We start from the raw sequence: 21,555 nt of genomic DNA on the forward strand, positions 1-21,555 counted from the left end.
TTCCTGAAGCCGTCCCTCAACCGCCGACGCCGTCATCGGCTTCTCCGAGCGCAAAAATGACGCTGCCATTTGCTCGTCATCGCCACGGCCAGCTCATGGTGGTGCTTGACTGCATCGAGTTGACATCAAACAAATGAACACATATTCATGTGCACATCTTATGGCTCCGTTTGAGATCGACATGCCCCATTCCCACAGCCACCACGATCACGATCACGCAAGACGGGAGCATGCCCATTTTCGCGATCTCGCGGGAGGACGTGCGATGCCTAGCAAGTCACCTATGTTTCGGAACCAGCCACGATGATGGCGCTCGTGCGGGTCGCGCTAACGCGACCGCTGACCTTCATCGTGATGGCCGTGCTGATCTTTGGCCTCGGCATCCTGTCCGTTCTGAGGATGCCGGTCGACATCTTCCCGCGCATCGGCGTGCCGGTGATCGCGACCGCCTGGACCTATAATGGGCTGTCGCCCGAGGACATGGCCGGACGGATCATCAATCCGTTCGAACGCGTGCTGACCACGACCGTCAACGACATCGACCGGATCGAGAGCCAGTCGATGAACGGCGTTGGCGTCGTGCGGATTTACTTCCAGCCAGGCGCGGACATTCGCACCGCGACCGCGCAGGTCACGTCGATCTCGCAGTTCATTTTGCGTCAGCTTCCGCCGGGCATCTCTCCGCCGTTCATCGTCAACTATGACGCCTCGACCGTGCCGATCGTCCAGCTCGCCCTCTCCGGCGAAGGGCTGAGCGAACAGCAGCTCTACGATCTCGGCGTCAATCAAATCCGCCCGCAGCTCATCACCGTGCCGGGCGTCGCCATGCCCTTCCCATCCGGCGGCAAGCAGCGTCAGATACAGATCGACATCGACCCTGAGGCGCTGCGCGCTCGCGGCCTGTCCGCCGGCGACGTCGCGGCGGCGATTGCCGCGCAAACCCAAATCATCCCGGCGGGCTTCGCCAAGGTCGGCGGCCTGCAATACACCGTCAGGCTCAACAATGCGCCGGGCTCGGTCGAGCAGTTGAACAATCTGCCAGTTCGCGTGGTCGACGGCGCGACGATCACCATGCGCGACATCGCCCAAGTCCGCGACGGCGCGCCGCCGCAAATGAACATCGTCCAAGTCGAAGGCCAGCGGTCAGTCCTGATGACCGTGCTCAAGAGCGGTGCGGCCTCAACCATCGATATCGTCAATACGGTTCGCGAGCGTATCCCACAGATCACCGAGGGCCTCCCGGAAACGCTGCGCGTCCAGCTTATCGGCGACCAGTCGGTGCTGGTGAAGGCGGCCGTCTCCACCGTGGCCTATGAGGGTGTGTTGGCCGCCGTGCTGACCTCGCTGATGATCCTGCTGTTTCTGGGATCGTGGCGATCGACGATCATCATCGTGACCACGATACCCTTGGCGATCCTCGCCGCGTTGTTGGCGCTGAGCGCGACCGGCCAGACGATCAACATCATGACGCTGAGCGGCTTGGCTCTGGCCATCGGCATATTGGTCGACGACGCGATGGTCACGATCGAGAACATCAACTGGCACCTTGAGAAAGGGAAGCCGGTTCTACGCTCGATCATGGACGGCGCGGCGCAGATCGTGACGCCCGCCTTCGTGATCGTGACGTGCATCTGCATCGTCTTCGTGCCGATGTTCTTCCTGCCGGGCGTCGCAGGCTATCTGTTCGTGCCGCTGGCACTGGCGGTGATCTTCTCGATGATCGCCTCGTTCATCCTGTCGCGCACGCTCATCCCGACGATGGCGATGTATCTGCTACGCCCGCATCGGGAGGGCGAAGAGGCCGAGCGCGCCCGCTCGCGCAATCCACTCGTCCGGTTCCAGCATCGCTTTTCGACCGGGTTCGACAGGCAGAAGGACCGCTTCGGGCGGGTGCTTTCCCGCGTGATGTCCGCACGGCGCATCTTCATCCCGGCGTTCCTCGGCGCGATGGTGGCGTCGCTGCTGCTCATTCCCACACTTGGCCGCGACTTCTTTCCCACTGTGGATGCTGGGCAAATCACCCTGCATGTGCGCGCGCCGGCAGGCACGCGCATCGAGGACAGCACGGCGCTGATCTCGCGGGTGCAGACGCGGGTGCGCGAATTGATCCCCGCCGAGCAGGTTGAATCGGTCGTCGCCAATGTCGGAATGTCCTCCGCGCTGCTCAACGTCATCTACAACAATACGGGGACGGTGGGACTGAACGAGGGCGATATCCTCATCTCGCTCGGGCGGAACCGAACCGCGACGGACACGCATGTCGCCACTTTGCGGCGCGAGCTGCCCGTGAGCTTTCCGGGCGTTGATTTCTCCTTCCTGCCTGCCGACATCACCAGCCAAATCCTGAACTTCGGCTCGCCAGCGCCGATCGATATCCAGGTGCGCGGCCGGAATCTCGCGGCGAACGAAGCTTATGCGCAAGCGATCCTCAAACGCGTTCGGACCGTGCCCGGCCTCGCCGACGCCCGACTCCAGCAATCCTCGCGCGCGCCGCAGCTCAACATCGACATCGATCGCTCGCGGATCGCGCAATACGGGCTCAACCAGCGTGACGTAACCACCAGCGTCGCGACCGCCCTAGCCGGCACGCAGCAGTCTGCGCCGGTTTACTGGCTCAATCCCGAAAACGGGGTGTCCTATCCTGTCGTGGCGCAAGTCCCCGAACTGGAGGTCGACACGATCGCTGCGCTGGAAGCGCTGCCGGTTTCGGCGACGGGCGCCGGGAATGCCCAGACGCTGGGCGGTCTGGGAGCCGTGACTCGCGATACGACCATCAACGTGGCGAGCCGAGCAGACATCCAGCCGGTCATAAACATCTACGCCACGCCGCAAGCTCGTGACCTGGGCGCCGTGGCCGGTGACATCCAGCGCATCATTGCCGAGATGGATGCCGAGCGCCCGGCCGGCGTGACCGTCACGCTGGCGGGACAATATGAGACGATGAATCACGCCTTCTCCGGTCTCGCTTTCGGGCTGATCGGCGCGATCATCCTCATCTACCTCGTCATCGTCGTGACCTTCCAGAGCTGGATCGACCCTCTAGTCATCATCGGCGCGCTGCCGGCCGCCTTCGCCGGCATCGTCTGGATGCTCTTCGTGACCGGCACGACCATCTCCGTGCCCGCGCTCACCGGCGCGATCATGTGCATGGGCGTCGCCACCGCCAACTCCATCCTGGTGGTCAGCTTCGCGCGCGAGCGTCTAGCCGAGACCGGCGACGCCACCCGCGCCGCGATCGAGGCGGCGGTGGTCCGCTTCCGCCCCGTGCTGATGACCGCGCTCGCGATCATCATCGGCATGACCCCCATCGCGCTCGGTATCGGCGAGGGCGCCGAGCAGAACGCTCCGCTCGGCCGCGCGGTGATCGGCGGCCTGATCTTCGCAACCGTGGCGACACTGCTGCTCGTGCCGGCGCTGTTCAGCATCGCCCATCGCAAGGGCGCGCCTTCCTCACCCGCAAGGGAGCTTGAACTCCAGCATGTCTGATCCAACCCCAAAGAAGCGCACCGGCCTTTATCTCGGCGCGGCCGGTCTCGTGATTGCCGCACTGGTCGGAGGCGGCCTCGTTTCGCGCGGCATGGCCGAACGCGAACAGGCAGCCATCGCGGCCGAGAACGCGCTGCCCACCGTCAGCCTGGTTCAGCCCCGCGTGTCCGAGGGAGGCGAGATCGTGCTGCCGGGCAGTCTCGATCCCTATAATCGCGCCGCGATCAACGCGCGGGTGAGCGGCTATGTGCGCGAATGGCGCGCGGACATCGGGGACCGGGTGCGGCGCGGGCAAACGCTCGCCATCCTCGATGCGCCCGAGATCGACCAGCAGCTCGCGCAGGCCCAGGCGGCCTATCAGACCGCGGCCGCTGATCGCGGGCTGGCCGAAACCACGGCGGCGCGCTGGAACAATCTGCTCGAAAAGGACGCCGTGTCCCGGCAGGAAGCCGATGAGCGGCAGGGGCAGTTTGCCGCTGCCGATGCGCGCGCACGGGCCGCTCAGGCGGACGTCGGCCGGCTGAGGGCGCTGACCGGATTTACGCGGCTGACGGCGCCGTTCGATGGCGTCGTCACCAGCCGCTCGGCCCAGCTCGGCGCCTTGGTCCAGACGGGCGCGCCGGGGGTGGAACCCTTGTTCACCGTTGCCGACGTCAGCCGCCTGCGCCTCTATGTGCGCGTACCGCAAGCTTTTTCGGGAAGGCTGGTGCGCGGCACGCAAGCGATGTTCACCGTGCCTGACAGACCGGGCGAGGTGTTCGAGGCCACACTGTCCCGTCTCTCCGAGGCGGTGGACCGCCAATCCGGCGCAATGCTGGTGGAATTTCTGGTCGATAACGGCGCTCGACGCCTGAGACCCGGCAGCTACGCGGAGGTGCGGGTGTCCGTGCCTGGCGGCGCCGAAACGGTCCAGGTGCCGGCGAGCGCCCTGATCCTCGGTTCCGACGGCGCGCGGGTCGCCGTGGTCGATGGCCAGGGTCAGGTCGCGCTTCGGGAGGTTGCGGTGGGTCGCGACCAGGGCGCGACCATCGAGATTATCTCGGGGCTACGTCCAACCGACCGCATCGTTCAGACCCCTCCCGACGCGCTGGCCACCGGCGACAAGGTCCGGGTAGTTCCCGCACGGCAACCGGCGGCTCCGAATGCGCAGCGCTAGGATAGCATTCGTCGCCGCGATCGGCCTCGGCGGCTGCGCCACCCTGCCGCCGATGCAAACGCCGGCAATCGAGACCCCGGCAAGCTTCCGCCATGTGGAAGGATGGACGACGGCCGCGCCCGGCGATCATCTAGACCGTGGCGAGTGGTGGCGCGGATTCGCGGACCCGGTGCTCGACGAGCTGATGGCGCGGCTGGACGAGCGGACCCCGACGCTCGCGGCCGCGCTTGCCCGTTACGACCGGGCGTTGGCGGCGGCACGGCTCGACCGCTCCAACCAGTTGCCGAATGTCGATCTGACCGGCGGGGCTTCGCGCGAGCGGCTTTCAGCCGGACGATCGATCGGAGCTGGCGAGCCCGTAATCGCGAACCAGATCCTCTTCGGTGTTGGTCTCGATTATGAGTTGGACCTTTGGGGCCGGGTCCGCAACAGCGTGCGCGCCGCTACGGCGGATGCCGAAGCGCAGGAGGCCGCCTTGCGCTCGGCGCGGCTCAGCCTTCAGGCTTCGGTCGCCGATCTCTATGTCCAACTTCGCGCCGTCGATGCCGAGCAGGTCCTGCTGACCAGGACCGTGGCCGCCTATGCGCGCGCCGATGATTTGATCCGCACCCGCCACGAAGGCGGCATTGCCTCTGGCGTGGACCGTAGCCGATCGACGGCCCAGCTCGCCGATGCCCGCGCCCGTCTGGAGGCGCTACGGGCGCAGCGCGCGGGGATCGAGAACCGGATCGCGGCGCTGGTTGGCGAGAGCGCCTCTGTTTTCGCCATCGATCCCGCGCAACGAAGCCTTGCGCTGCCTGACCTGCCGCCGTCCCTGCCCTCCGAACTTCTTCAGCGCCGTCCCGACATCGCCGAGGCGCAGCGCCGCCTGGTCGCCGCCAATGCGCGGATCGGCGTCGCGCGGGCCGCCTTCTATCCGCGCATCAGCCTCGGGCTCGGCGCGGGGTATCAGGCGGTCGAGGCGCCGATCGTCAGCGCGGATACTGGTTTCTGGGCGCTCGGGCCGATCACCACGATCTTCAATCTGTTCGACGGTGGCGGACGGCGAGCGCGGCTGGCCATCAGCCGGACGGACTATGAAGAACTCGCCGCGGGCTACCGCCAGACCGTGCTGGATGCGTTCCGGGAGGTGGAGGATGCCCTGTCTCGCATGGATGCCTTGACGGGTCAGGATCGCGAGCAGCGCATAGCCGCCCAAGCGGCGGCGCGGGCTGAGAGCCTGGCGCTTGATCGCTATCGCGACGGCGCGGCCGACTATCTGGAGGTGACGACGGCCCAAACCGCCGCGCTCGCCGCGCAACGCGCCAGCATCACGGTCGAATATGATCGCGCCCGAACGGCAATCGCCTTGATCCGGGCGCTGGGAGGCGCGACCCCGGACGACACATGACGGAGAAGCGCCGCCCTTCACGACGAGACCTACTGCAAATCGGCGGGGTGGTCGCCATAGGTTATGGCGTCAGCGTTTTTCTGAAGGCGACCGCACCACTCGGGATCAACGCGTCCGCTTGTTGTCGGACTTGTTGACCACGGCTTAGCGGGAGCGGCGCCGCATCGTGGAGCGGTGTCGAATATCTGATTCGTTTACGGTCGGTGCCGAAGGCGGCCCGTTGCCGCCGGCACGGATGCTGGCGCGGCGCCGGGTTCCTCCAGATCGGCAAGGATCGGGCAGTCAGGCCGATCATCGCCCGCGCAGCAATCCACCAGCGTTCCGAGCGTCGCGGCCATCTGGTTCAGATTTTCGATCCGCTCCTGAAGCTGGGCGATATGGGCCTGCGCGATCCGCTTCACATCGGCGCTCTGGCGGGCCTTGTCCCGCCAGAGGCTCAGAAGATCGTTGATCTCCGCGACCGAGAAACCGAGATCACGCGCCCGCCGGATGAACCGCAGCATATGAACATCCGATGGCGAGTAATCGCGATAGCCGGAGTCCTTGCGATCGGCTTTCGGAATGAGGCCGGTCTGCTCGTAATAGCGGATCATCTTGGCGGAGACGCCCGACGCCTTGGAGGCTTGTCCGATGTTCATGCCGTTCCTCCTGTCTCGCGTGGCTGAAAACCGCGCAGGCGCAACGAATTACCCAAGACGAAGATGCTCGACATCGCCATAGCACCCGCCGCGAACACCGGCGAGAACAGGATGCCCAGGCTCGGATAGAGCACGCCTGCCGCGACCGGGATCAGCGCCGTGTTGTAGGCGAACGCCCAGAACAGGTTCTGGCGGATATTGCCAATCGTCGCGCGCGACAGGGCGATGGCCGTCGCCACACCGTTCAGATGGCCCGACATCAGCACGACATCGGCCGCCTCGATCGCGATATCCGTGCCGGTGCCGACCGCTAGGCCGATATCGGCAGCCGCCAGCGCGGGCGCATCGTTGATGCCATCCCCGACGAAGGCGACGCGGCCATGCTCGGCCTTGAGCCGGGCTATCGCCTCCACCTTCCCTTCGGGCAGGACTTCGGCGACCACTTCGTCGATACCGAGCTGGCGGGCGATAGCCTCGGCCGTCATGCGGTTGTCGCCGGTCAGCATCGCAACCTTGAGGCCGAGCGCGTGCAGCGCCGCGATGGCTGCCGGCGTGGTCGCCTTGATCGGATCGGCCACCGCGATGATCGCGGCAAGCCGCCCGCCAATGGCGGCATAGAGCGGCGACTTGCCTTCCTGCCCCAACCGCTGTGCTGTCTCCGCAAAGGCGGCCACGTCCAGCCCAAGCTCGCGCATGTAGCGATCGGCACCGATCTGGACCAGCTCGCCACCCGCCACCGCCTTGACACCGAAGCCGGTGATAGAGTCGAAGTCGGTAATCGCGGGCAGCGCAATACCTTCCGCCTTGGCCGCGTCGACGATTGCGCGGGCGATCGGATGCTCCGACTTGTCCTCGACAGCGGCGACCAGACCCAGCACCGCCGCCCGGTCGAAGCCGTCCGTCACTTGCAGGTCGGTGAGCGCGGGACGACCTTCGGTCAGCGTGCCGGTCTTGTCGACCGCGACAACCCTGGCGTCCTTCAGCAGTTGCAGCGCCTCGCCCTTGCGGAACAAGATACCCAGTTCCGCTCCGCGCCCGGTGCCGACCATGATGGCGGTCGGCGTCGCCAGCCCCATAGCGCAGGGGCAGGCGATGATGAGCACGGCGACCGCATTCACCAGTGCAAAGGTCAGTGCGGGCGACGGGCCGAACCACAGCCAGGCTGCGAAAGTCAGCGCCGCCACACCGAACACGGCGGGGACGAACCACATCGTCACCTTGTCGACCAGCGCCTGAATCGGCAGCTTCGATCCCTGCGCCTGCTCGACCATGCGGATGATCTGCGCCAGCATCGTCGCGCCGCCAACGGCGGTGGCGCGGAACGCCAGCGCGCCCTGCTGATTGACGGTGCCGCCGACCAGCGTGGCGCCCTCAGCCTTGGCGACCGGGATGGGTTCGCCGGTGATCATCGACTCGTCGACATAGCTCTCGCCCTCGGTCACTTCGCCATCGACGGGGATGCGCTCGCCGGGACGCACTTCGATAATGTCGCCGGTGATGACCTCGCTAATGGAAACCTCGAACACCGCGCTGTCGCGGCGCACGCGGGCGGTCTTGGCCTGCAATCCCACCAGCCGCTTGATCGCTTCGGAGGTGCGGCCCTTTGCACGGGCTTCGAGGTAACGGCCCAACAGGATCAGCGCAACGATGACCGCCGCCGCTTCATAATAGACGTTGACCGTCCCGGCGGGCAGCAGACCGGGCGCGAAAGTCGCGACCAGCGAATAGCCGTAGGCGGCCAGCGTGCCGACGGCAACCAGCGAGTTCATGTCCGGCGCCAGCCGCGCCAGCGCGGGCAGGCCCGCCTTGTAGAAACGGATGCCGGGGAAGGCGAGCACCAGCGTCGTCAGGACGAACTGGAGATACCAGCTTGCCTGCATGCCGATCGTGCGGTCGATCAAGCCATGGACGCCGGGAATGACGTGGCTGCCCATTTCGAGCAGGAACACCGGCAGCGCCAGTACGGTCGCAAGGGTGAGATCGCGCTTCAGCGCCCGGCGCTCGGCGTCCTTCCGCTCGGCCGCTTCCTCGTCGCCAGAAACGCTGGCCTCAATTGGGCGCGCTGTATAGCCCGCGCCCGCGATCGCTGCGATGAGCGCCTCAACATCGGCCGCGCCGCGCACGCTCGCGCGTTCGGTCGCTAGGTTGACTATCGCCTCGGTGACGCCGGGGACAGCTTTGAGCGCCCGCTCCACGCGACCGACGCAGGATGCGCAGGTCATTCCCTCCACCGCCAGTTCGATGCCGGCGACAGATGGCACGCTGTAGCCGGCGGCCTCGACGGCCCGCACCAGCGCCTTTCGGTCGACGGCGGCGTTTGCTCGAATGTCGGCGTTTGCTCGAATGTCGGCGCGTTCGGTCGCCAGATTGACGCTGACGGACTGTACGCCCTCGACCTTGCTCAGCGACCGTTCGATGCGGGCCACACAGGACGCGCAGGTCATGCCCTCAATCGGCAAGCTGATCGCCGAATCGATGGATTCGTCCGAATCTCTCAGGGTTTCTGCGGCTATCATGGCTCGATACTCCACACTTCACGATTGGAATTTGTCGCAAGATGCAGGTTCCAATGATGGGAAGGTCAAGGGCAAAATATATCCTGACCTGATGAGAGCAAGCCGCCCTCGCAAGCACATGGCTCAACGGTAGGGCCGTGATCTCCTTTCCGATAGCGACCGCGAAAAACGGCCTTGACCCTCCAACGATGGGAAAGATTAGCTTGTGATCCGTTGTCAGGAACAATGGAGATTTCCCATGCAATTCCACGTCGAAAACATGAGCTGCGGTTCATGCATCAAGCACATCGCGCAAGCGATCACCGCGATCGACGCCAATGCGAAGGTCGAGGTGAGTATCGCGGACAAGAAGGTCACGGTCGATACCGTGGCTAGCGCGCAAGCTATCGAAGTCGCGCTCGCCGAGGACGGCTATCCCGCGCGCGCTATTGAAGTGGCATAGGGAGGCGTAGCCATACCACCAGGTCCGACCGGGCGGATGACGGCTGTCGTCCGTCCGGCATTTCCGGCCCTTGTTCCCGTTTCCGAAAATCGGGCACCTGCAGGACATAGAGACATGACACCATTCATTGAGCGCAGGTCGTTTTTACGAGCGGGAGCCATCGGCATAGCCGGACTCGGCATCACGGGGCTTGTTCCCGCCTGGGCCAGAACCGGCTCGACCGGGCTTGTACCGACCCTGCCCACACTCTCGGGCGAGGATATTCACCTCAGGATTGCCAATACGCCTTTCACCGTAGGCGGGCGGACCGGTCACGCCGTGACTATGAATGGTGTATTGCCCGCGCCGCTGATCCGGCTGCGCGAGGGGCAGAATGTGCGGTTGCACGTCGAGAACACGCTCGACGAGGACAGCTCGATCCACTGGCACGGGCTGCTCGTGCCATTCCAGATGGACGGCGTGCCCGGCCTCAGCTTTCCGGGGATCAAGCCGCGTTCGACCTTCGTCTATGACTTTCCGTTGCTGCAAAGCGGCACCTATTGGTATCACAGCCATAGCGGCCTTCAGGAACAACAGGGCCATTATGGTCCGATCGTGATCGATCCCGCCGAGCCCGATCCGATCGCTTATGATCGCGAGCATGTGATCGTGCTGAGCGACTGGACGTTCCTGCATCCGCACGCTCTCATCACCAAGCTCAAGGCGGAAGGCGGCTACTTCAATCGCCAGAAACAGACATTGTTCGGCATGATGAAGGGCGGCCCCGAGGAGGAAATGTCGGCATCGGACCGCGCCATGTGGGCGCAGATGCGGATGGACCCCACCGACATTTCCGACGTGACGGCCGTCACCTACACCTATCTCATCAACGGTCATGGCCCGCAGGAGAACTGGACCGGCCTGTTCCGTCCCGGCGAGCGGGTGCGGCTGCGCTTCATCAATGCCGCCACCATGACGATCTTCAATATCCGTATCCCCGGCCTGCCGATGACGGTGGTCAGCGCCGATGGCCAGAATGTCCGACCCGTAACGGTCGACGAGTTCCAGATCGGCAATGCCGAAACTTATGACGCCATCATCGAACCCGCCGAGGACAAGGCGTTCACGCTGGTGGCGGAATCGATCGATCGTTCCGGCATGGCGAGCGCCACGCTCGCATCCCGTATGGGGATGACGGCGCCGATTCCGCCGCTGCGCCCGCGTCCCACGCTCACCATGAAGGACATGGGCATGGGCGGCATGGACCACGGATCAATGGCGGGAATGGACCATAGTGCCATGGGCCATGGCGCGATGGCGGCCGGGGCAGACGCGGTGACAGCAGACCATGGCGGGATGGATCACAGCGGCATGGATCATGGCGGTTCCCATTCGATGGGCGGCATGAACATGCGTGACAAGTCTTTGGTTCCCGACAGCGTCAAGGTCGGTGTGGGCGTGGACGCCATCGCCATGGCGCCGGTCGATCGCACCGGCGATCCGGGGCTGGGCCTCGAAGATGTCGGCCATAAGGTGCTGACCTATCGCGATCTGATGTCCTTGACGCCCAATCCCGACACGCGCCCGCCGCAGCGCACGGTCGAGGTCCACCTCACCGGCAACATGGAACGGTTCATGTGGTCGTTCGATGGCGAGAAGTTCAGCGAGGGCGTGGAACCGATCCGCTTCGAGCGCAATGAACGCGCCCGCGTTACCCTCATCAACGACACGATGATGACCCATCCCATCCACCTGCACGGCCATTTCTTCGAACTGGTGAACGGTCATACCGGCAGCTATCCGCGCAAGCACACCGTCAATGTGCTGCCGGGCGGCAAGGTCAGCTTCGACCTGACCGCCGATGCGCCCGGCGACTGGGCGTTTCACTGCCATCTGCTGCTCCACATGCACGCCGGGATGTTTCGCGTCGTCACCGTCCGTCCGCTCGACGGAGACGCGGCATGATGCGGCTCGTGGGCATCGCTCTCCTCGCCGTCGCGACTCCCGCTTGAGCGCAACACGATCACCGGAGTCATGCTGGCGCCTCACAGCAGGACCCGGCCGATTCCCATGCGGGGCATCGTATGGACGGTGCCGAAGGCAATCCCCATGCGGGGCACGACATGCCGCCGGAACCCTCCGCAGCGCCCGATCCTCATGCCGGCCACGCCATGCCTTCAGCCGCGCCGATGGAAGCGCACCAGGCCCATGCAGGCCATGAACCGGGCATTCCCGACCCGCCGGTGCGCGGGCCATCGGCGGCGGCCATGGGCGGCCCCGATCACGCCGCCGATGCCATATTCGGCGCGGCGGCCATGGCTCCGGCGCGCGAAATCGTGCGCCGCGAACATGGCGATATCAAAAGCCACAATATCCTGATCGATCAGCTCGAAGCCGTGATCGGCAAGGGCAAGGACGGCTATGCCTGGGACGTGCAGGGCTGGTATGGCGGCGATATCGACAAGCTCTGGCTCAAGACCGAAGGCGAAAGCCACTTCGACGACAGCCCGGAAAGTGTCGAGGCGCAGGCGCTCTGGAGCCACGCGCTCGATCCGTGGTGGAACCTCCAGGCCGGCATACGCCACGATTTTCGGTCCGGACCGGACCGCACCTACGCTGTCATCGGCGTTCAGGGCCTTGCCCCTTACTGGTTCGAGATCGACAGTGCGCTGTTCCTGTCCGACAAGGGTGACGTCACCGCGCGAATCGAAGCGGAATATGACCAGCGCCTGACCCAGAAGCTGATCCTCCAGCCAACCGCCGAACTGAACTTCTCCGCGCAGGACGTTCCCGAGCTGGGCATCGGTTCCGGGCTGTCCACCGCCGAGTTGGGGTTGCGTCTGCGCTACCAGTTCGTGCCGGAGTTCGCGCCCTATATCGGCGTGAAATATGAACGCGCCTTTGGCGACACGGCGGATTTTCGCCGCGCCCGCGCTGAAAGCAGAGGTGGGTGGAATTTCCTGATCGGAATCCGGTCCTGGTTCTGAGGGATATGGTTATCGGACCGGCGGGCCTGATCGAGGTGCGCCGGTCCTCCTGTCTTTCTGTGAACAAATATTACTGGGCGCGATCATTCGTCGTCGTGATCCTCATCCATATGGCTGGCCATGTCGATGAGCATGGTGCTCACATGGGCATCCGCCACTTCATAGAATATCTGCTTGCCGTGTCGCTCGCTACGGACGAGGCGCGCGCCGCGCAGGAGGCGCAGATGGTGGCTGACCAGCGTTTGCGACAGATCGAGGCTTTCGGCGATGTCGCCCACCGATCGCGGCGTTTGCAGGCAATAGAGCAGAATACGCAGGCGGGAGGGATCGCCCAGCAAGCGGAAAGTTTCGGCCAGGATCGTTACGTCGTGGCTCGACAGTCCCTGAGAATGCTTAGGATTGCCATGATCGTCAGAGTTGGTGGTGTCGGACATCAGGAGCCTCTTATACGTGAATATATGACGATGTGTAGATTTATGATCCTTCTAGGGCCAGCCTTGACCACCCGCTAGCCAACCAATTGCCGGTTTTCCTCGATCATCCCCTTGCACTTGTGGAACCGGCTTGCCGGAGCAGCAGCGGAATGAGGCTCGTCGCGATTACCGGGAAAATCAGCCAATTGATCGCCATCCAACCCGAGCTGTGCAAGATCGTGCCGGCAAGAAAGGAAACAGCCGCTGTGGTCGCGAAGGCCGAGTCCGAACAGGCTGACGGGGAAGGTAACCCAGGCGGGATCGGGCGAGAGTTGCTGACCGACCAGCCCGCCGAGCGACATCACGATCGGCGGGCTGGCGCCGCCCAAGGCTTGCGCGGCAGTGAGAACAGCGATGTTCCTGCGGGCGTTTGGTTCCCGTTCATTGCCAAGAGCCACCTTCAGGCACCGGGAGGCAGTCTGACAGAGCATTTCAGATAGGCTGCACCAACGTCCGCCTATCAGTGGGAGCAAGCGTGTTTCACGCCGCCGTGGCTGTGGCTGGGATGGTCGTGCCCAGGTCCGCGTCCCTCATCCCGCTTGCTGCCGGGAGCGAGGCTGCACGTCTCGCCTTCCTCGTTCCAATCCACCGCTACAGTGGCGTGCTCGATCTCGAAATGGCTCTCCAACTCGCGTTCCACTGCACGCACCACTACGCGGGCCTCGGTGTCGTTCGCCGGTCGGACGTGCATCGTCGCCAGCGTGCGGCCCGACGTGATCGACCAGACATGGATATGGCCGACCGCAGCCACGCCCGGCACATGCTCCAGAATATGGCGCTCGATCTTCTCCGGCGCCGCGCCGTCGGGCGCGCCTTCGAGCAGGATGTGCAGCGACTTGCCCGCCAGTTTCCATGCGCTACGCAGTACCAGCAGGGAGACGACCACCGACAGGATGGGGTCGATCGGCGTCCAGCCCGTCAGGTAGATCACGATCGCCGCGCCCACGGCGCCGACCGAGCCGAGCAGGTCGCCCATGACGTGGAGCGCCGCGCCCTTGATGTTGACATGCTCGCTGTCGCCGCGCGTCAGAATCCAGAAGACGAGGATATTGACCAGCAGCCCCGCGATCGCGACCCCGAACATCGGGCCGGCAAGGATCGGCTGCGGCTCCTGAAAGCGCTGCCAGGCTTCATAGACGATCCAGCCGACGATCGCGAACAGGGTGACGGCGTTGACGAAGCCGGCGATCACCTCGAAACGCAGATAGCCGAAGGTGCGTTTGGAATCAGCCGCGCGCTGGCCGAAACGGAAGGCGGCATAGGCGAGCGCCAGCGCCGCCGCGTCGGTCATCATATGGCCGGCGTCCGCCAGCAGCGCCAGCGACCCTGAAAGCAGACCGCCCACGACCTCGACCGCCATGAAGGTGAAGATCAGGCCGAACGACAGCAGCACCTTGCGCTCATTGTCGCTGGTGATGGTCGGCGTGTGCGAATGATCGTGGTCGTGATCGTGGCCATGACCATGGTCGGCGTGCGAGTGGGCCATTATCGAGCTTTCATGACATATACATTAAACACATCAATATGTGTTCATATAATGTATGTCAATATGCCTATGTGCCGATGGATAATGACCCGGCCGACCTCTTGTTCTTTAGACAGTTTTGGGGATGAAAGCCGCATCGGTCTAGGAGCGGCCTGCATCCCATACCATCGTGTGCAATTGTCAGGCGGCCAGCCGTTGTGACGTTTCAGCTTGTGCTGTTGAGTCTTGATGGGGCGTCAGAAACCGAACCAACGCAGCCTTACGCGAGCCCCGATCAAGCGCATAATGTGTATGTGTCAGCTCAGCACCATTGAGCAGCGCATGGATGTAGCCGGACACCGTATCGGCCGCCATGACGAGGGCTGCATCGAGCGTATGCACATAACGGCTGGTGATAGAGCCGGTGGCATGGCCGAGAAGCGCCGCGATGGTGATCTCGGTGAAACCAAGGTCGTTCGCCAGGCTGGCGAAGCTGTGGCGCAGTACATGAGCGGTGATGTCCGCCAGCTCCGTCCCGGCGAAGATCTTTTCCCAATGCCGAGGGAAGCTGCCGAACGGCTTGGCCAGGTTCCGCTCGCCGGGAAACACATAGGGGCTGTCGCCGCTCATGTCCCGCTCGTCGAAATACTCCAGCACCGGCAAGCCCATCGGCCGCACGGACTGACCTTCCTTCGTATCCTCGAACCGGAAGCAACTCCCCACGGTGTCGAGTTCCGTTTTGCGCAGCTTGATGACCTCACTGCGCCGGCAACCCGACATGGCGATCTGACGGATCATCTCCACGGTGCGCGTGTAGCGTTCATCCTCGGCGGCATTGGCAAGGATGCGCCCGAGGGCGCGATACTCGTCCTCGTTCAGACGGCGCTGGCGCACGGCGTCCTTGGGCTTGCGGATGCCATGCGCCGGATTGACCTCGATGATGCCCAGGTCATCCCGTGCATAGGTGAAGATGCCACCCAGGAGACCGACGGTGCGGCTAGCGACGCCGATGCCGCCCCGTACGATCGACTTACCGCGCAGTTTCTCCGTCTTCTCGATCCCGCGCGTCTTGCCCGCCATGATGTCCTTCATCATGGTCGTCACGTCGGCCTTGGTGACGTGGGTGACGCGCTTCTTGCCCAGGAGTGGGATGATGTGGCGGTTGATCCGGCCGAGGTCGGTGATCTTGGTGCTGGCCTTCTTCGGCCGCCCGCCCTTGCCGAGGATGCGGCCGGCTTCGAGTTCCGCGATATACAGCTCGCAAAGCTCCTTTACCGAGATCGCCTTGCGCGCGCTGTTCCGGTTTTCGAGGGGATCGTTCCCCTTGGAGACTTCGGCCAGGGCTTGAATGGCCAGCGTGCGCGCTTGCTCGGCGGTGATCTGTCCGTGCCGGCCCAGCTTCATCCGCCGCCGCACATTGTTGGCGTTTCGATAATCGACGAAGTAGGTCCGGGTGCCGGAGGGCAGGACGAAGACGCCAAAGCCCTTCAGCTCGCCGCACCAAACGGTGTATTGACGGTCGCGTGGTTCGGACTTGTCCACGACGGTTTTCGTAAGTTTCGACATAAGTACCTCGCTAGTGCGGGCTCAAAAACTCACCAAAATCTCACCACCGTATCGAAAACTGTGGGTGTCGTTGGCGTAGCACAGAGAACCCTTACGATCAATAAAATGCTGTATAAACAGCGTGTTATCGTACTCTAGCGTTGGATTGGTAAGCCTGTCGTAGCGTTGTGGTTCTAGCTCCGAAGGCGGAGGCCACAGGTTCGAATCCTGTCGAGTGCGCCAATTTTCCCTCAAATATCAGCGCCTTATCGGCCATCGGCAATCGTGGTCATGCGAAGCGTTGGCTGGCCACGGAAGCACCTTGCGCTCAACTCCCCCCGATTCTCCTTGGTTTTGCGTGGTTTCTGTAGCTTCTTGCGGAAGCGCCTCTCTCATTGGACGGCGCCCGTCCGCGTCGTTGTCGAATCGAGCGTATCAGGATCGCAGACCGGACCCGCGAGCAGATCATGATCGTTCCGTTTCGGCGCAACGGGAAAGAAACGTCTTCTCTCTATCGCTGGAAACGAGAGGGAGAAGAATGTCCGACGAACTCGCTGATGCCCAAGCCTGGTACGATCGCGCGCAGCACCACACCGCTGAGTATCGTTCGCTCGCCTATGGAGAGAATGACCGGACATGGCAGCTTCGCCACCATAGGGGCGATGATGATCGTCACATCTACTCGCTGCACTTCAATCGCGGACTGTTTCCCCAGCTGAAGCCGATTGCTTGCGAGGCTGCGAACGCCATGTTCCAGTCGCTCGACAACATCATCGCCACGGCCGCCCGGCAGGCTGGGGTGCCACGTTCCCCTCAGATCGCCTGGCCATGGGCACTTCAGCCCGATACCGACTCCAATTTGGCAGGCGCCGTGAAACCCGCGATCGACACCCGCCTGCAGGACATGCGCAAACGCGGGATGCCCGAAGCCTGGCTGTATCTGGTCGCTGCAACCTTCGCCGAGCACGCGGCAGGCCTTGTCCACATTGATGTGGTCAAGGAAGTCTCCCTCAGCGGCAAGCATTGGGAACTGGTGCCAACGAAGGCGAACGCGGTCGCAATCGGTTGGCATCTACAGGGAAACGCCGCCCAGAGCTTCGCGGACATCCCGGCGGATCACTTCGAGACCGAAGATGTTTTCGTCTTTCATGAAGGTGACCCCATCGAGGTGAGTCAGTTTCAGATCGTCTCGGGAACGAAGCTCATCGCGCCGGGAAAGGCGCACCAGCCGGAGCCGATTTCTGCCTTCGGGTATACGTCGCGCTTTGTTGAGACGGCTCTCGCCAATGCAAGAGTGCTTCTGGCGACGTGACCTTACCTATCGTTCACGCCGATGCTCGCTCATCCGACGTAATCAGAAAACTGGCCATCCATTGCCGTTCTTCCGGTGACGGATCAAATGCAACGCCTTCGCCCATCGGCTTCCAGTAGCGGCAGTTCCCGATTTCATCATGGAACACCAGCTCGGCCGTCAGGAACAGCATCCACACATTGCCGCGCATCGAACTCACAATGAAGCTGAGGGCTTCATCATCCGGCGTATAGCGCCGGATCGGTTCGAACGCGGCATGAACCGGCCCGATATGAACGAACTGATTGCTCAACATGCCATAATACATGCCAAGCGGCTCCAGCACCTCCTTTGCCCATCCGACGCATTTTGTGGATTGCAGCGTGCCGGCGTGAAACTGTTCCAGAGCCGTGGGCCGGATCGCGATCGCGATCACCGTGGCGATCGTCTCGATCAATGACCGGGCAAGCATCCCATATTGACGCCGGTAGCCATGCCGAGCGACCTCAATGCTCGCCAGATAGGTGCTCATCGCACTCGACAGCAGCCGGGACACCGTCGCCTTGTATCCATTGTCGTCCAAGCGCGGCAGATGCCGAACGCACAGGCCGGCTGCCAATCCGAATACCGCGCTGCACGCCGCGATATCGTCCTTGGCCACCAGATCGAACGATCGCCGGATCTTCGGGCCATCACGCCTCAATTGATTCTGGATCATGTCCTTGGTGGTGAACACGAAACGCTCGTTATCGGTGTCGATGTGAAGCGTCGCCACCTTGTCGCGCGGGGGGAATTTCGGTCTTGCGCCTCGGGTGTCGCGCCTGGATCGCCTGCTCATAGAAATACTGCGCTTCCGTCCGACGTGTCGCCCTTGGCGACGATAGTCAGCGCATGATCGGGCAATGGGCGCTGCAACGCCGCGACTTCATCCCAAGGCGCGTTGAGCCAGCTATCCCATTCCTCCTTTTCGGTCAGGATCACCGGCATTGCCTTGGGGTGATAGCGCCCCACCTCGGCATTGGCCTCCGTGGTCAAGAAGCCGAACAGATCGCAGCTTATCTCGCCTTCGGCCTTTTTCCGAACCGAGGTCCAATGGGTCCATATCCCCGCAAAGAATGCGAGCGGCCGATCCTCGTTCAGTGCGAACCAGACCGGCTTGCGGTCGCCGCCGAGTGACTGGTCCGGCTCCCTGAACGAAGTGAACGGCACCAGACAGCGTGATTGAGGTCCGAGCCAGCGGCGCCAGTGCGGACTTTTCGTATTGCGGACGTTAGTCACGCCCTTGTCGACCGATTTGCCTTCGAGCGCGAAGGCCGGCGCGGGCATGCCCCATCGCGCCATCACCATTTTCCGGGCACCTTCCTGGTTGCGGACAATGGGCGCCGGGTAATCAGGACAGATCCCGGCCATCTCCGGCAGGTTGCCCGTGTGGTCGGCCATGACCTCGGCGAGTTCGCGAATCGCCGCCTGACCATTGACCAGAGAGTAGAGGTCGCACATCTCCGCATCATGCCGCCGTTTCTGTGCAGGGCAATCGATACCCTCAGCCTACTCTGGCCGGAAGGGATTGAAGGGAAAGGCTTCCCCTGACCGCAAGCCCGCGACGCGGTCTTTCGCTACCCCTGCGAGCGGGGGCATGCCGCCCCCGCAACGCCCCCGCGAGAGTGAGAGGAAAGCCGGATTTTCGTGACGGGTTGAGCGTCGCGAGAGAGGCTCGGGACCGACCCGTCGCGGAGATACGCGATGGCGCGCAAGTTCAAATCCCGGCAGTCAGGTCCTGACCGGCCGACCCTCTATCAGGACATCACCGACCAGATCATCGCCGAGTTGGAAGCTGGCCGCGTTCCCTGGGTGCAGCCCTGGGCCTCGGCCAAGGCCCCGCTCCAGATACCGCACAACGCGTCGAGTAGCCGCTGCTACTCGGGCATAAATATTCTCATCCTTTGGCACGCGGTGGTCTCGCGGGGATTTTCGAGCAACGCCTTCCTGACCTTTCGCCAGGCGCTCGAACTCGGCGGCAATGTCTGCAAAGGCGCGACCGGAACCACTGTCGTCTATGCCCACCGCTTCACCCCCAGCGCTGAACGGCGCCAGGCCGCCGAGGAAGGCCGCACTCCAGGCACGATACCGTTCCTGAAGCGCTTCACGGTGTTCAATCTGGACCAGTGCGAGGGCCTGCCTGACGCCTATACCGCCGAGATCCCGCGACCCGATCCCGATCAGATCCTTCCCGAGGCGGAAGCCCTGATCAAAGCGACGGGCGCGGATTTCCGTGTTGGCGGAGATCAGGCATATTATGACGTTGCGAACGACCGGGTCTGCGTCCCGCCGCCGTCGCGCTATTTCGATCCGATAAACTGGAATCGGACGGCTTTTCATGAACTCGGTCACTGGACGGGCAGCAAAGAGCGCCTCGACCGGGATCAGAGCGGCCGCTTCGGTTCGGAGACATATGGACGTGAGGAACTGGTCGCCGAGATGGCCGGCGCCTTCGTCTGCGCTGCGCTCGGCATCGAGCCCACTGTCCGCCATTCCGATTATATCGGGGCGTGGCTCGAGTTATGGCGAGGTGAGCATAACTTGATTAATCTTCAGGTGGCGATAATGTGAAGGAACGCGGCCGGAAGGGCGAGTTTGCGCCGCTAGCACCTCACGTTCCTTCGCATTATTTCAGAGTGCGTCGAGCCAGGCTATCAGGCTCGCATCCCGTTTCCACGATGGCGGCGCTTTCCCGGTGATCGGTGCATCGACCTGTTCCAACGCCTTCCTCTTCGTCTCCAGATTGGCCCTCGCATAGTGGTTGGTGGTGTCGAGGCTCACATGGCCCAGCCAACTGCGGATGACCGTGACGTCGACGCCTGCGGAGACGAGGTGAACGGCGGTCGCGTGGCGGAAGCTGTGCGGCGTCACATGCTTGGTACGCAGCGAAGGCAAGGTTTCAGCGGCGGCCTTCACATAGGTCGCAAGCTTGAACCGGACGCCAGACGCGCTGAGCGGCTCGCCATAGCGGTTGACGAACAGCCTCTCTTCCGGTGCACGTGGCTGGCGTTCGAGGAGCTTCCTCAACAACAGGACAGTCTCCGGCCAGAGCGGGCAGATGCGCTCTTTGCGCCCTTTGCCGAGGAGGCGCACGCAGCTCGGCGCGTCGAAGCGGATGGCCTCGGGACATAGACCGAGCGCCTCCTGTATTCGCGCGCCGCTGTTGTAGAGGAACGAGAGCAGCGCGTGGTCCCGCATGCCCTCGATTGTCGAGCGGTTCGGCTGCGCAAGGATCGCCGTCACCTCTGACGGGTCCAGATAGCAGGGTTCCGATACCGGCGCCCGCTTGACTGGGATGTTGAGGATTTCGACGCATTGCACGATCGACGTCGGATCCTTGGTGGCAACGAAGTTGAAGAAGCTGCGGATGGCGGCGAGCCGGCAGTTGCGCGTGCCGATAGTGCCGCCTCGCTCGTGCTCGGCGTGACCGAGGAACGCGATGACCTCATCGGCGGTCAGATCGGCCAGCATGATCAACGCCACCTTCTTCCTCGAGCGCTGCGCGACGAACCGCAGGAACAGCCGCCAGGCGTCGCGGTAGGATCGGACCGTGTGGATCGACGCGTTGCGCTGCTCAACGAGCCATTCGTAGAAGAAGGCGCGCAACAGGGTTGGGAACCGATCGGCTTGGCTCATGACCGCATCTCCCGCTCCAGACTGAGGCAGGGTGCGCCTACCGCCCGGAACCGTTCGTTGGCATGATGCAGGAGGTCTTGCGTCACGGTGATATAGACCAAGGTGGAGTGGATATCCCGGTGGCCAAGATAGGTTGCGAGGAACGGCAGACGATCCTGCGGATTGATGCCCGCCTTGTACCATTCGAGGATACGGTTCACGACCATCGAGTGGCGCAGATCGTGGAGGCGTGGACCCGTTCGCCCCCGTGCTGGCTTCAGCCCGGCGCGACGTATGACGTTGACGAGCAGCCAGGAGACGGCTTGCTTGGTGTAGCGATCCCCGCGCTGCTCATGCCAGAACAGGCCTGATCCGGGATCCTGCGATCCGCCTGCTCGTTGCCGCGCATCAAGATAAGCTCGAAGCTCGGTCATGACGGTGTCGGACAACGGCAGGATTGAGAACGGCGGAGCAATATTCGACCACGGTAGCGGCGGGATAGTCCTGCTGCGGGCGGCGTAAAAGTCGTCCAC

Annotated in this window: 18 protein-coding genes; 8 read left to right on the plus strand and 10 right to left on the minus strand. The window is 63.5% G+C overall.

Annotated features, from left to right (window positions below):
- Nucleotides 1-303 precede the first annotated feature (303 nt).
- From AC58EF_RS24195 to AC58EF_RS24205, 3 genes are read left to right on the plus strand one after another with little or no spacing between them, the layout of a single operon-like run.
- Nucleotides 304-3,486 (plus strand): efflux RND transporter permease subunit, encoded by a 3,183-nt coding sequence (locus tag AC58EF_RS24195; RefSeq protein WP_151884998.1) that lies wholly within the window; start codon nucleotides 304-306, stop codon nucleotides 3,484-3,486.
- Nucleotides 3,479-4,642 carry an efflux RND transporter periplasmic adaptor subunit gene (locus tag AC58EF_RS24200; protein ID WP_151884999.1) on the plus strand — a complete coding sequence of 388 codons (1,164 nt, stop codon included), beginning with the start codon at nucleotides 3,479-3,481 and terminating at the stop codon, nucleotides 4,640-4,642. The genes AC58EF_RS24195 and AC58EF_RS24200 overlap by 8 nt, the downstream gene beginning before the upstream one ends.
- Nucleotides 4,629-6,032, plus strand: coding sequence for an efflux transporter outer membrane subunit (locus tag AC58EF_RS24205; protein ID WP_017502068.1), 1,404 nt, complete (start codon nucleotides 4,629-4,631; stop codon nucleotides 6,030-6,032). Before AC58EF_RS24200 ends, AC58EF_RS24205 begins: the two co-directional genes overlap by 14 nt.
- Before the next feature lie 194 nt (nucleotides 6,033-6,226).
- Here AC58EF_RS24205 and cueR read toward each other — a convergent pair whose 3' ends face one another.
- Together cueR and AC58EF_RS24215 are read right to left on the minus strand one after the other, a co-directional pair.
- The gene (gene cueR, locus AC58EF_RS24210; RefSeq protein ID WP_017502067.1) at nucleotides 6,227-6,670 is read right to left on the minus strand and encodes a Cu(I)-responsive transcriptional regulator; all 444 of its coding nucleotides are present in this window, start codon (nucleotides 6,668-6,670) and stop codon (nucleotides 6,227-6,229) included.
- Entirely contained in the window at nucleotides 6,667-9,186 is a 2,520-nt protein-coding gene (locus AC58EF_RS24215) for a heavy metal translocating P-type ATPase (RefSeq protein ID WP_017502066.1), read from the minus strand. Before AC58EF_RS24215 ends, cueR begins: the two co-directional genes overlap by 4 nt.
- A 238-nt stretch (nucleotides 9,187-9,424) precedes the next feature.
- On the opposite strand from AC58EF_RS24215, the gene AC58EF_RS24220 reads away from it, so the two are divergent.
- The 3 genes from AC58EF_RS24220 (at nucleotide 9,425) to AC58EF_RS24230 (ending at nucleotide 12,594) form a co-directional block, all read left to right on the plus strand.
- A complete protein-coding gene (locus AC58EF_RS24220) occupies nucleotides 9,425-9,628 on the plus strand; it encodes a heavy-metal-associated domain-containing protein (RefSeq protein WP_017502065.1) in 204 nt (67 codons plus the stop codon).
- Between the two features lie 114 nt (nucleotides 9,629-9,742).
- Complete coding sequence (locus AC58EF_RS24225) at nucleotides 9,743-11,572, plus strand: copper resistance system multicopper oxidase (RefSeq protein WP_026109362.1); 1,830 nt, start codon at nucleotides 9,743-9,745, stop codon at nucleotides 11,570-11,572.
- A gap of 119 nt (nucleotides 11,573-11,691) precedes the next feature.
- The gene (locus AC58EF_RS24230) at nucleotides 11,692-12,594 is read left to right on the plus strand and encodes a copper resistance protein B (RefSeq protein WP_017502063.1); all 903 of its coding nucleotides are present in this window, start codon (nucleotides 11,692-11,694) and stop codon (nucleotides 12,592-12,594) included.
- Nucleotides 12,595-12,677: 83 nt separating this feature from the next.
- On the opposite strand, the gene AC58EF_RS24235 is transcribed toward AC58EF_RS24230, so the two are convergent.
- From AC58EF_RS24235 to AC58EF_RS24250, 4 genes are all read right to left on the minus strand, one after another.
- A complete protein-coding gene (locus AC58EF_RS24235) occupies nucleotides 12,678-13,028 on the minus strand; it encodes an ArsR/SmtB family transcription factor (protein WP_017502062.1) in 351 nt (116 codons plus the stop codon).
- Between the two features lie 74 nt (nucleotides 13,029-13,102).
- Nucleotides 13,103-13,465, minus strand: a complete 363-nt coding sequence (locus tag AC58EF_RS24240) for a hypothetical protein (RefSeq protein WP_228220262.1) — start codon at nucleotides 13,463-13,465, stop codon at nucleotides 13,103-13,105.
- Nucleotides 13,466-13,527: 62 nt separating this feature from the next.
- A complete protein-coding gene (locus AC58EF_RS24245; RefSeq protein WP_017502060.1) occupies nucleotides 13,528-14,553 on the minus strand; it encodes a cation diffusion facilitator family transporter in 1,026 nt (341 codons plus the stop codon).
- Nucleotides 14,554-14,733: 180 nt separating this feature from the next.
- The gene (locus AC58EF_RS24250) at nucleotides 14,734-16,098 is read right to left on the minus strand and encodes a tyrosine-type recombinase/integrase (RefSeq protein ID WP_017502059.1); all 1,365 of its coding nucleotides are present in this window, start codon (nucleotides 16,096-16,098) and stop codon (nucleotides 14,734-14,736) included.
- Nucleotides 16,099-16,615: 517 nt separating this feature from the next.
- On the opposite strand from AC58EF_RS24250, the gene AC58EF_RS24255 reads away from it, so the two are divergent.
- Entirely contained in the window at nucleotides 16,616-17,389 is a 774-nt protein-coding gene (locus AC58EF_RS24255) for a hypothetical protein (protein WP_317152349.1), read from the plus strand.
- Nucleotides 17,390-17,402: 13 nt separating this feature from the next.
- On the opposite strand, the gene AC58EF_RS24260 is transcribed toward AC58EF_RS24255, so the two are convergent.
- Nucleotides 17,403-18,143, minus strand: coding sequence for a hypothetical protein (locus tag AC58EF_RS24260; RefSeq protein WP_317152348.1), 741 nt, complete (start codon nucleotides 18,141-18,143; stop codon nucleotides 17,403-17,405).
- A 59-nt stretch (nucleotides 18,144-18,202) separates the two neighbouring features.
- A complete protein-coding gene (locus AC58EF_RS24265; protein ID WP_317152347.1) occupies nucleotides 18,203-18,868 on the minus strand; it encodes an SOS response-associated peptidase in 666 nt (221 codons plus the stop codon).
- A gap of 243 nt (nucleotides 18,869-19,111) precedes the next feature.
- Between AC58EF_RS24265 and AC58EF_RS24270 the strand changes: the two genes are divergently transcribed.
- Entirely contained in the window at nucleotides 19,112-19,978 is an 867-nt protein-coding gene (locus tag AC58EF_RS24270) for an ArdC family protein (RefSeq protein ID WP_497279009.1), read from the plus strand.
- A 60-nt stretch (nucleotides 19,979-20,038) separates the two neighbouring features.
- Here the strand turns inward: AC58EF_RS24270 and AC58EF_RS24275 are convergent, their stop codons facing one another.
- Together AC58EF_RS24275 and AC58EF_RS24280 are read right to left on the minus strand one after the other, a co-directional pair.
- Nucleotides 20,039-21,043 (minus strand): site-specific integrase, encoded by a 1,005-nt coding sequence (locus tag AC58EF_RS24275; protein ID WP_497279011.1) that lies wholly within the window; start codon nucleotides 21,041-21,043, stop codon nucleotides 20,039-20,041.
- The coding region (locus AC58EF_RS24280) for a tyrosine-type recombinase/integrase (protein WP_497279013.1) at nucleotides 21,040-21,555 on the minus strand (516 nt) is incomplete at its 5' end. The genes AC58EF_RS24280 and AC58EF_RS24275, both read right to left, overlap by 4 nt.

The organism is Sphingobium sp. WR1 (genome assembly GCF_059693745.1).

Coding starts and splice junctions, on each gene's coding strand:
- AC58EF_RS24195 (WP_151884998.1), top strand. CDS start 304: ATGATGGCGCTCGTGCGGGTCGCGCTAACGCGACCGCTGACCTTCATC.
- AC58EF_RS24200 (WP_151884999.1), top strand. CDS start 3,479: ATGTCTGATCCAACCCCAAAGAAGCGCACCGGCCTTTATCTCGGCGCG.
- AC58EF_RS24205 (WP_017502068.1), top strand. CDS start 4,629: ATGCGCAGCGCTAGGATAGCATTCGTCGCCGCGATCGGCCTCGGCGGC.
- cueR (WP_017502067.1), bottom strand. CDS start 6,670: ATGAACATCGGACAAGCCTCCAAGGCGTCGGGCGTCTCCGCCAAGATG.
- AC58EF_RS24215 (WP_017502066.1), bottom strand. CDS start 9,186: ATGATAGCCGCAGAAACCCTGAGAGATTCGGACGAATCCATCGATTCG.
- AC58EF_RS24220 (WP_017502065.1), top strand. CDS start 9,425: ATGCAATTCCACGTCGAAAACATGAGCTGCGGTTCATGCATCAAGCAC.
- AC58EF_RS24225 (WP_026109362.1), top strand. CDS start 9,743: ATGACACCATTCATTGAGCGCAGGTCGTTTTTACGAGCGGGAGCCATC.
- AC58EF_RS24230 (WP_017502063.1), top strand. CDS start 11,692: ATGGACGGTGCCGAAGGCAATCCCCATGCGGGGCACGACATGCCGCCG.
- AC58EF_RS24235 (WP_017502062.1), bottom strand. CDS start 13,028: ATGTCCGACACCACCAACTCTGACGATCATGGCAATCCTAAGCATTCT.
- AC58EF_RS24245 (WP_017502060.1), bottom strand. CDS start 14,553: ATGGCCCACTCGCACGCCGACCATGGTCATGGCCACGATCACGACCAC.
- AC58EF_RS24250 (WP_017502059.1), bottom strand. CDS start 16,098: ATGTCGAAACTTACGAAAACCGTCGTGGACAAGTCCGAACCACGCGAC.
- AC58EF_RS24255 (WP_317152349.1), top strand. CDS start 16,616: ATGTCCGACGAACTCGCTGATGCCCAAGCCTGGTACGATCGCGCGCAG.
- AC58EF_RS24265 (WP_317152347.1), bottom strand. CDS start 18,868: ATGTGCGACCTCTACTCTCTGGTCAATGGTCAGGCGGCGATTCGCGAA.
- AC58EF_RS24270 (WP_497279009.1), top strand. CDS start 19,112: ATGGCGCGCAAGTTCAAATCCCGGCAGTCAGGTCCTGACCGGCCGACC.
- AC58EF_RS24275 (WP_497279011.1), bottom strand. CDS start 21,043: ATGAGCCAAGCCGATCGGTTCCCAACCCTGTTGCGCGCCTTCTTCTAC.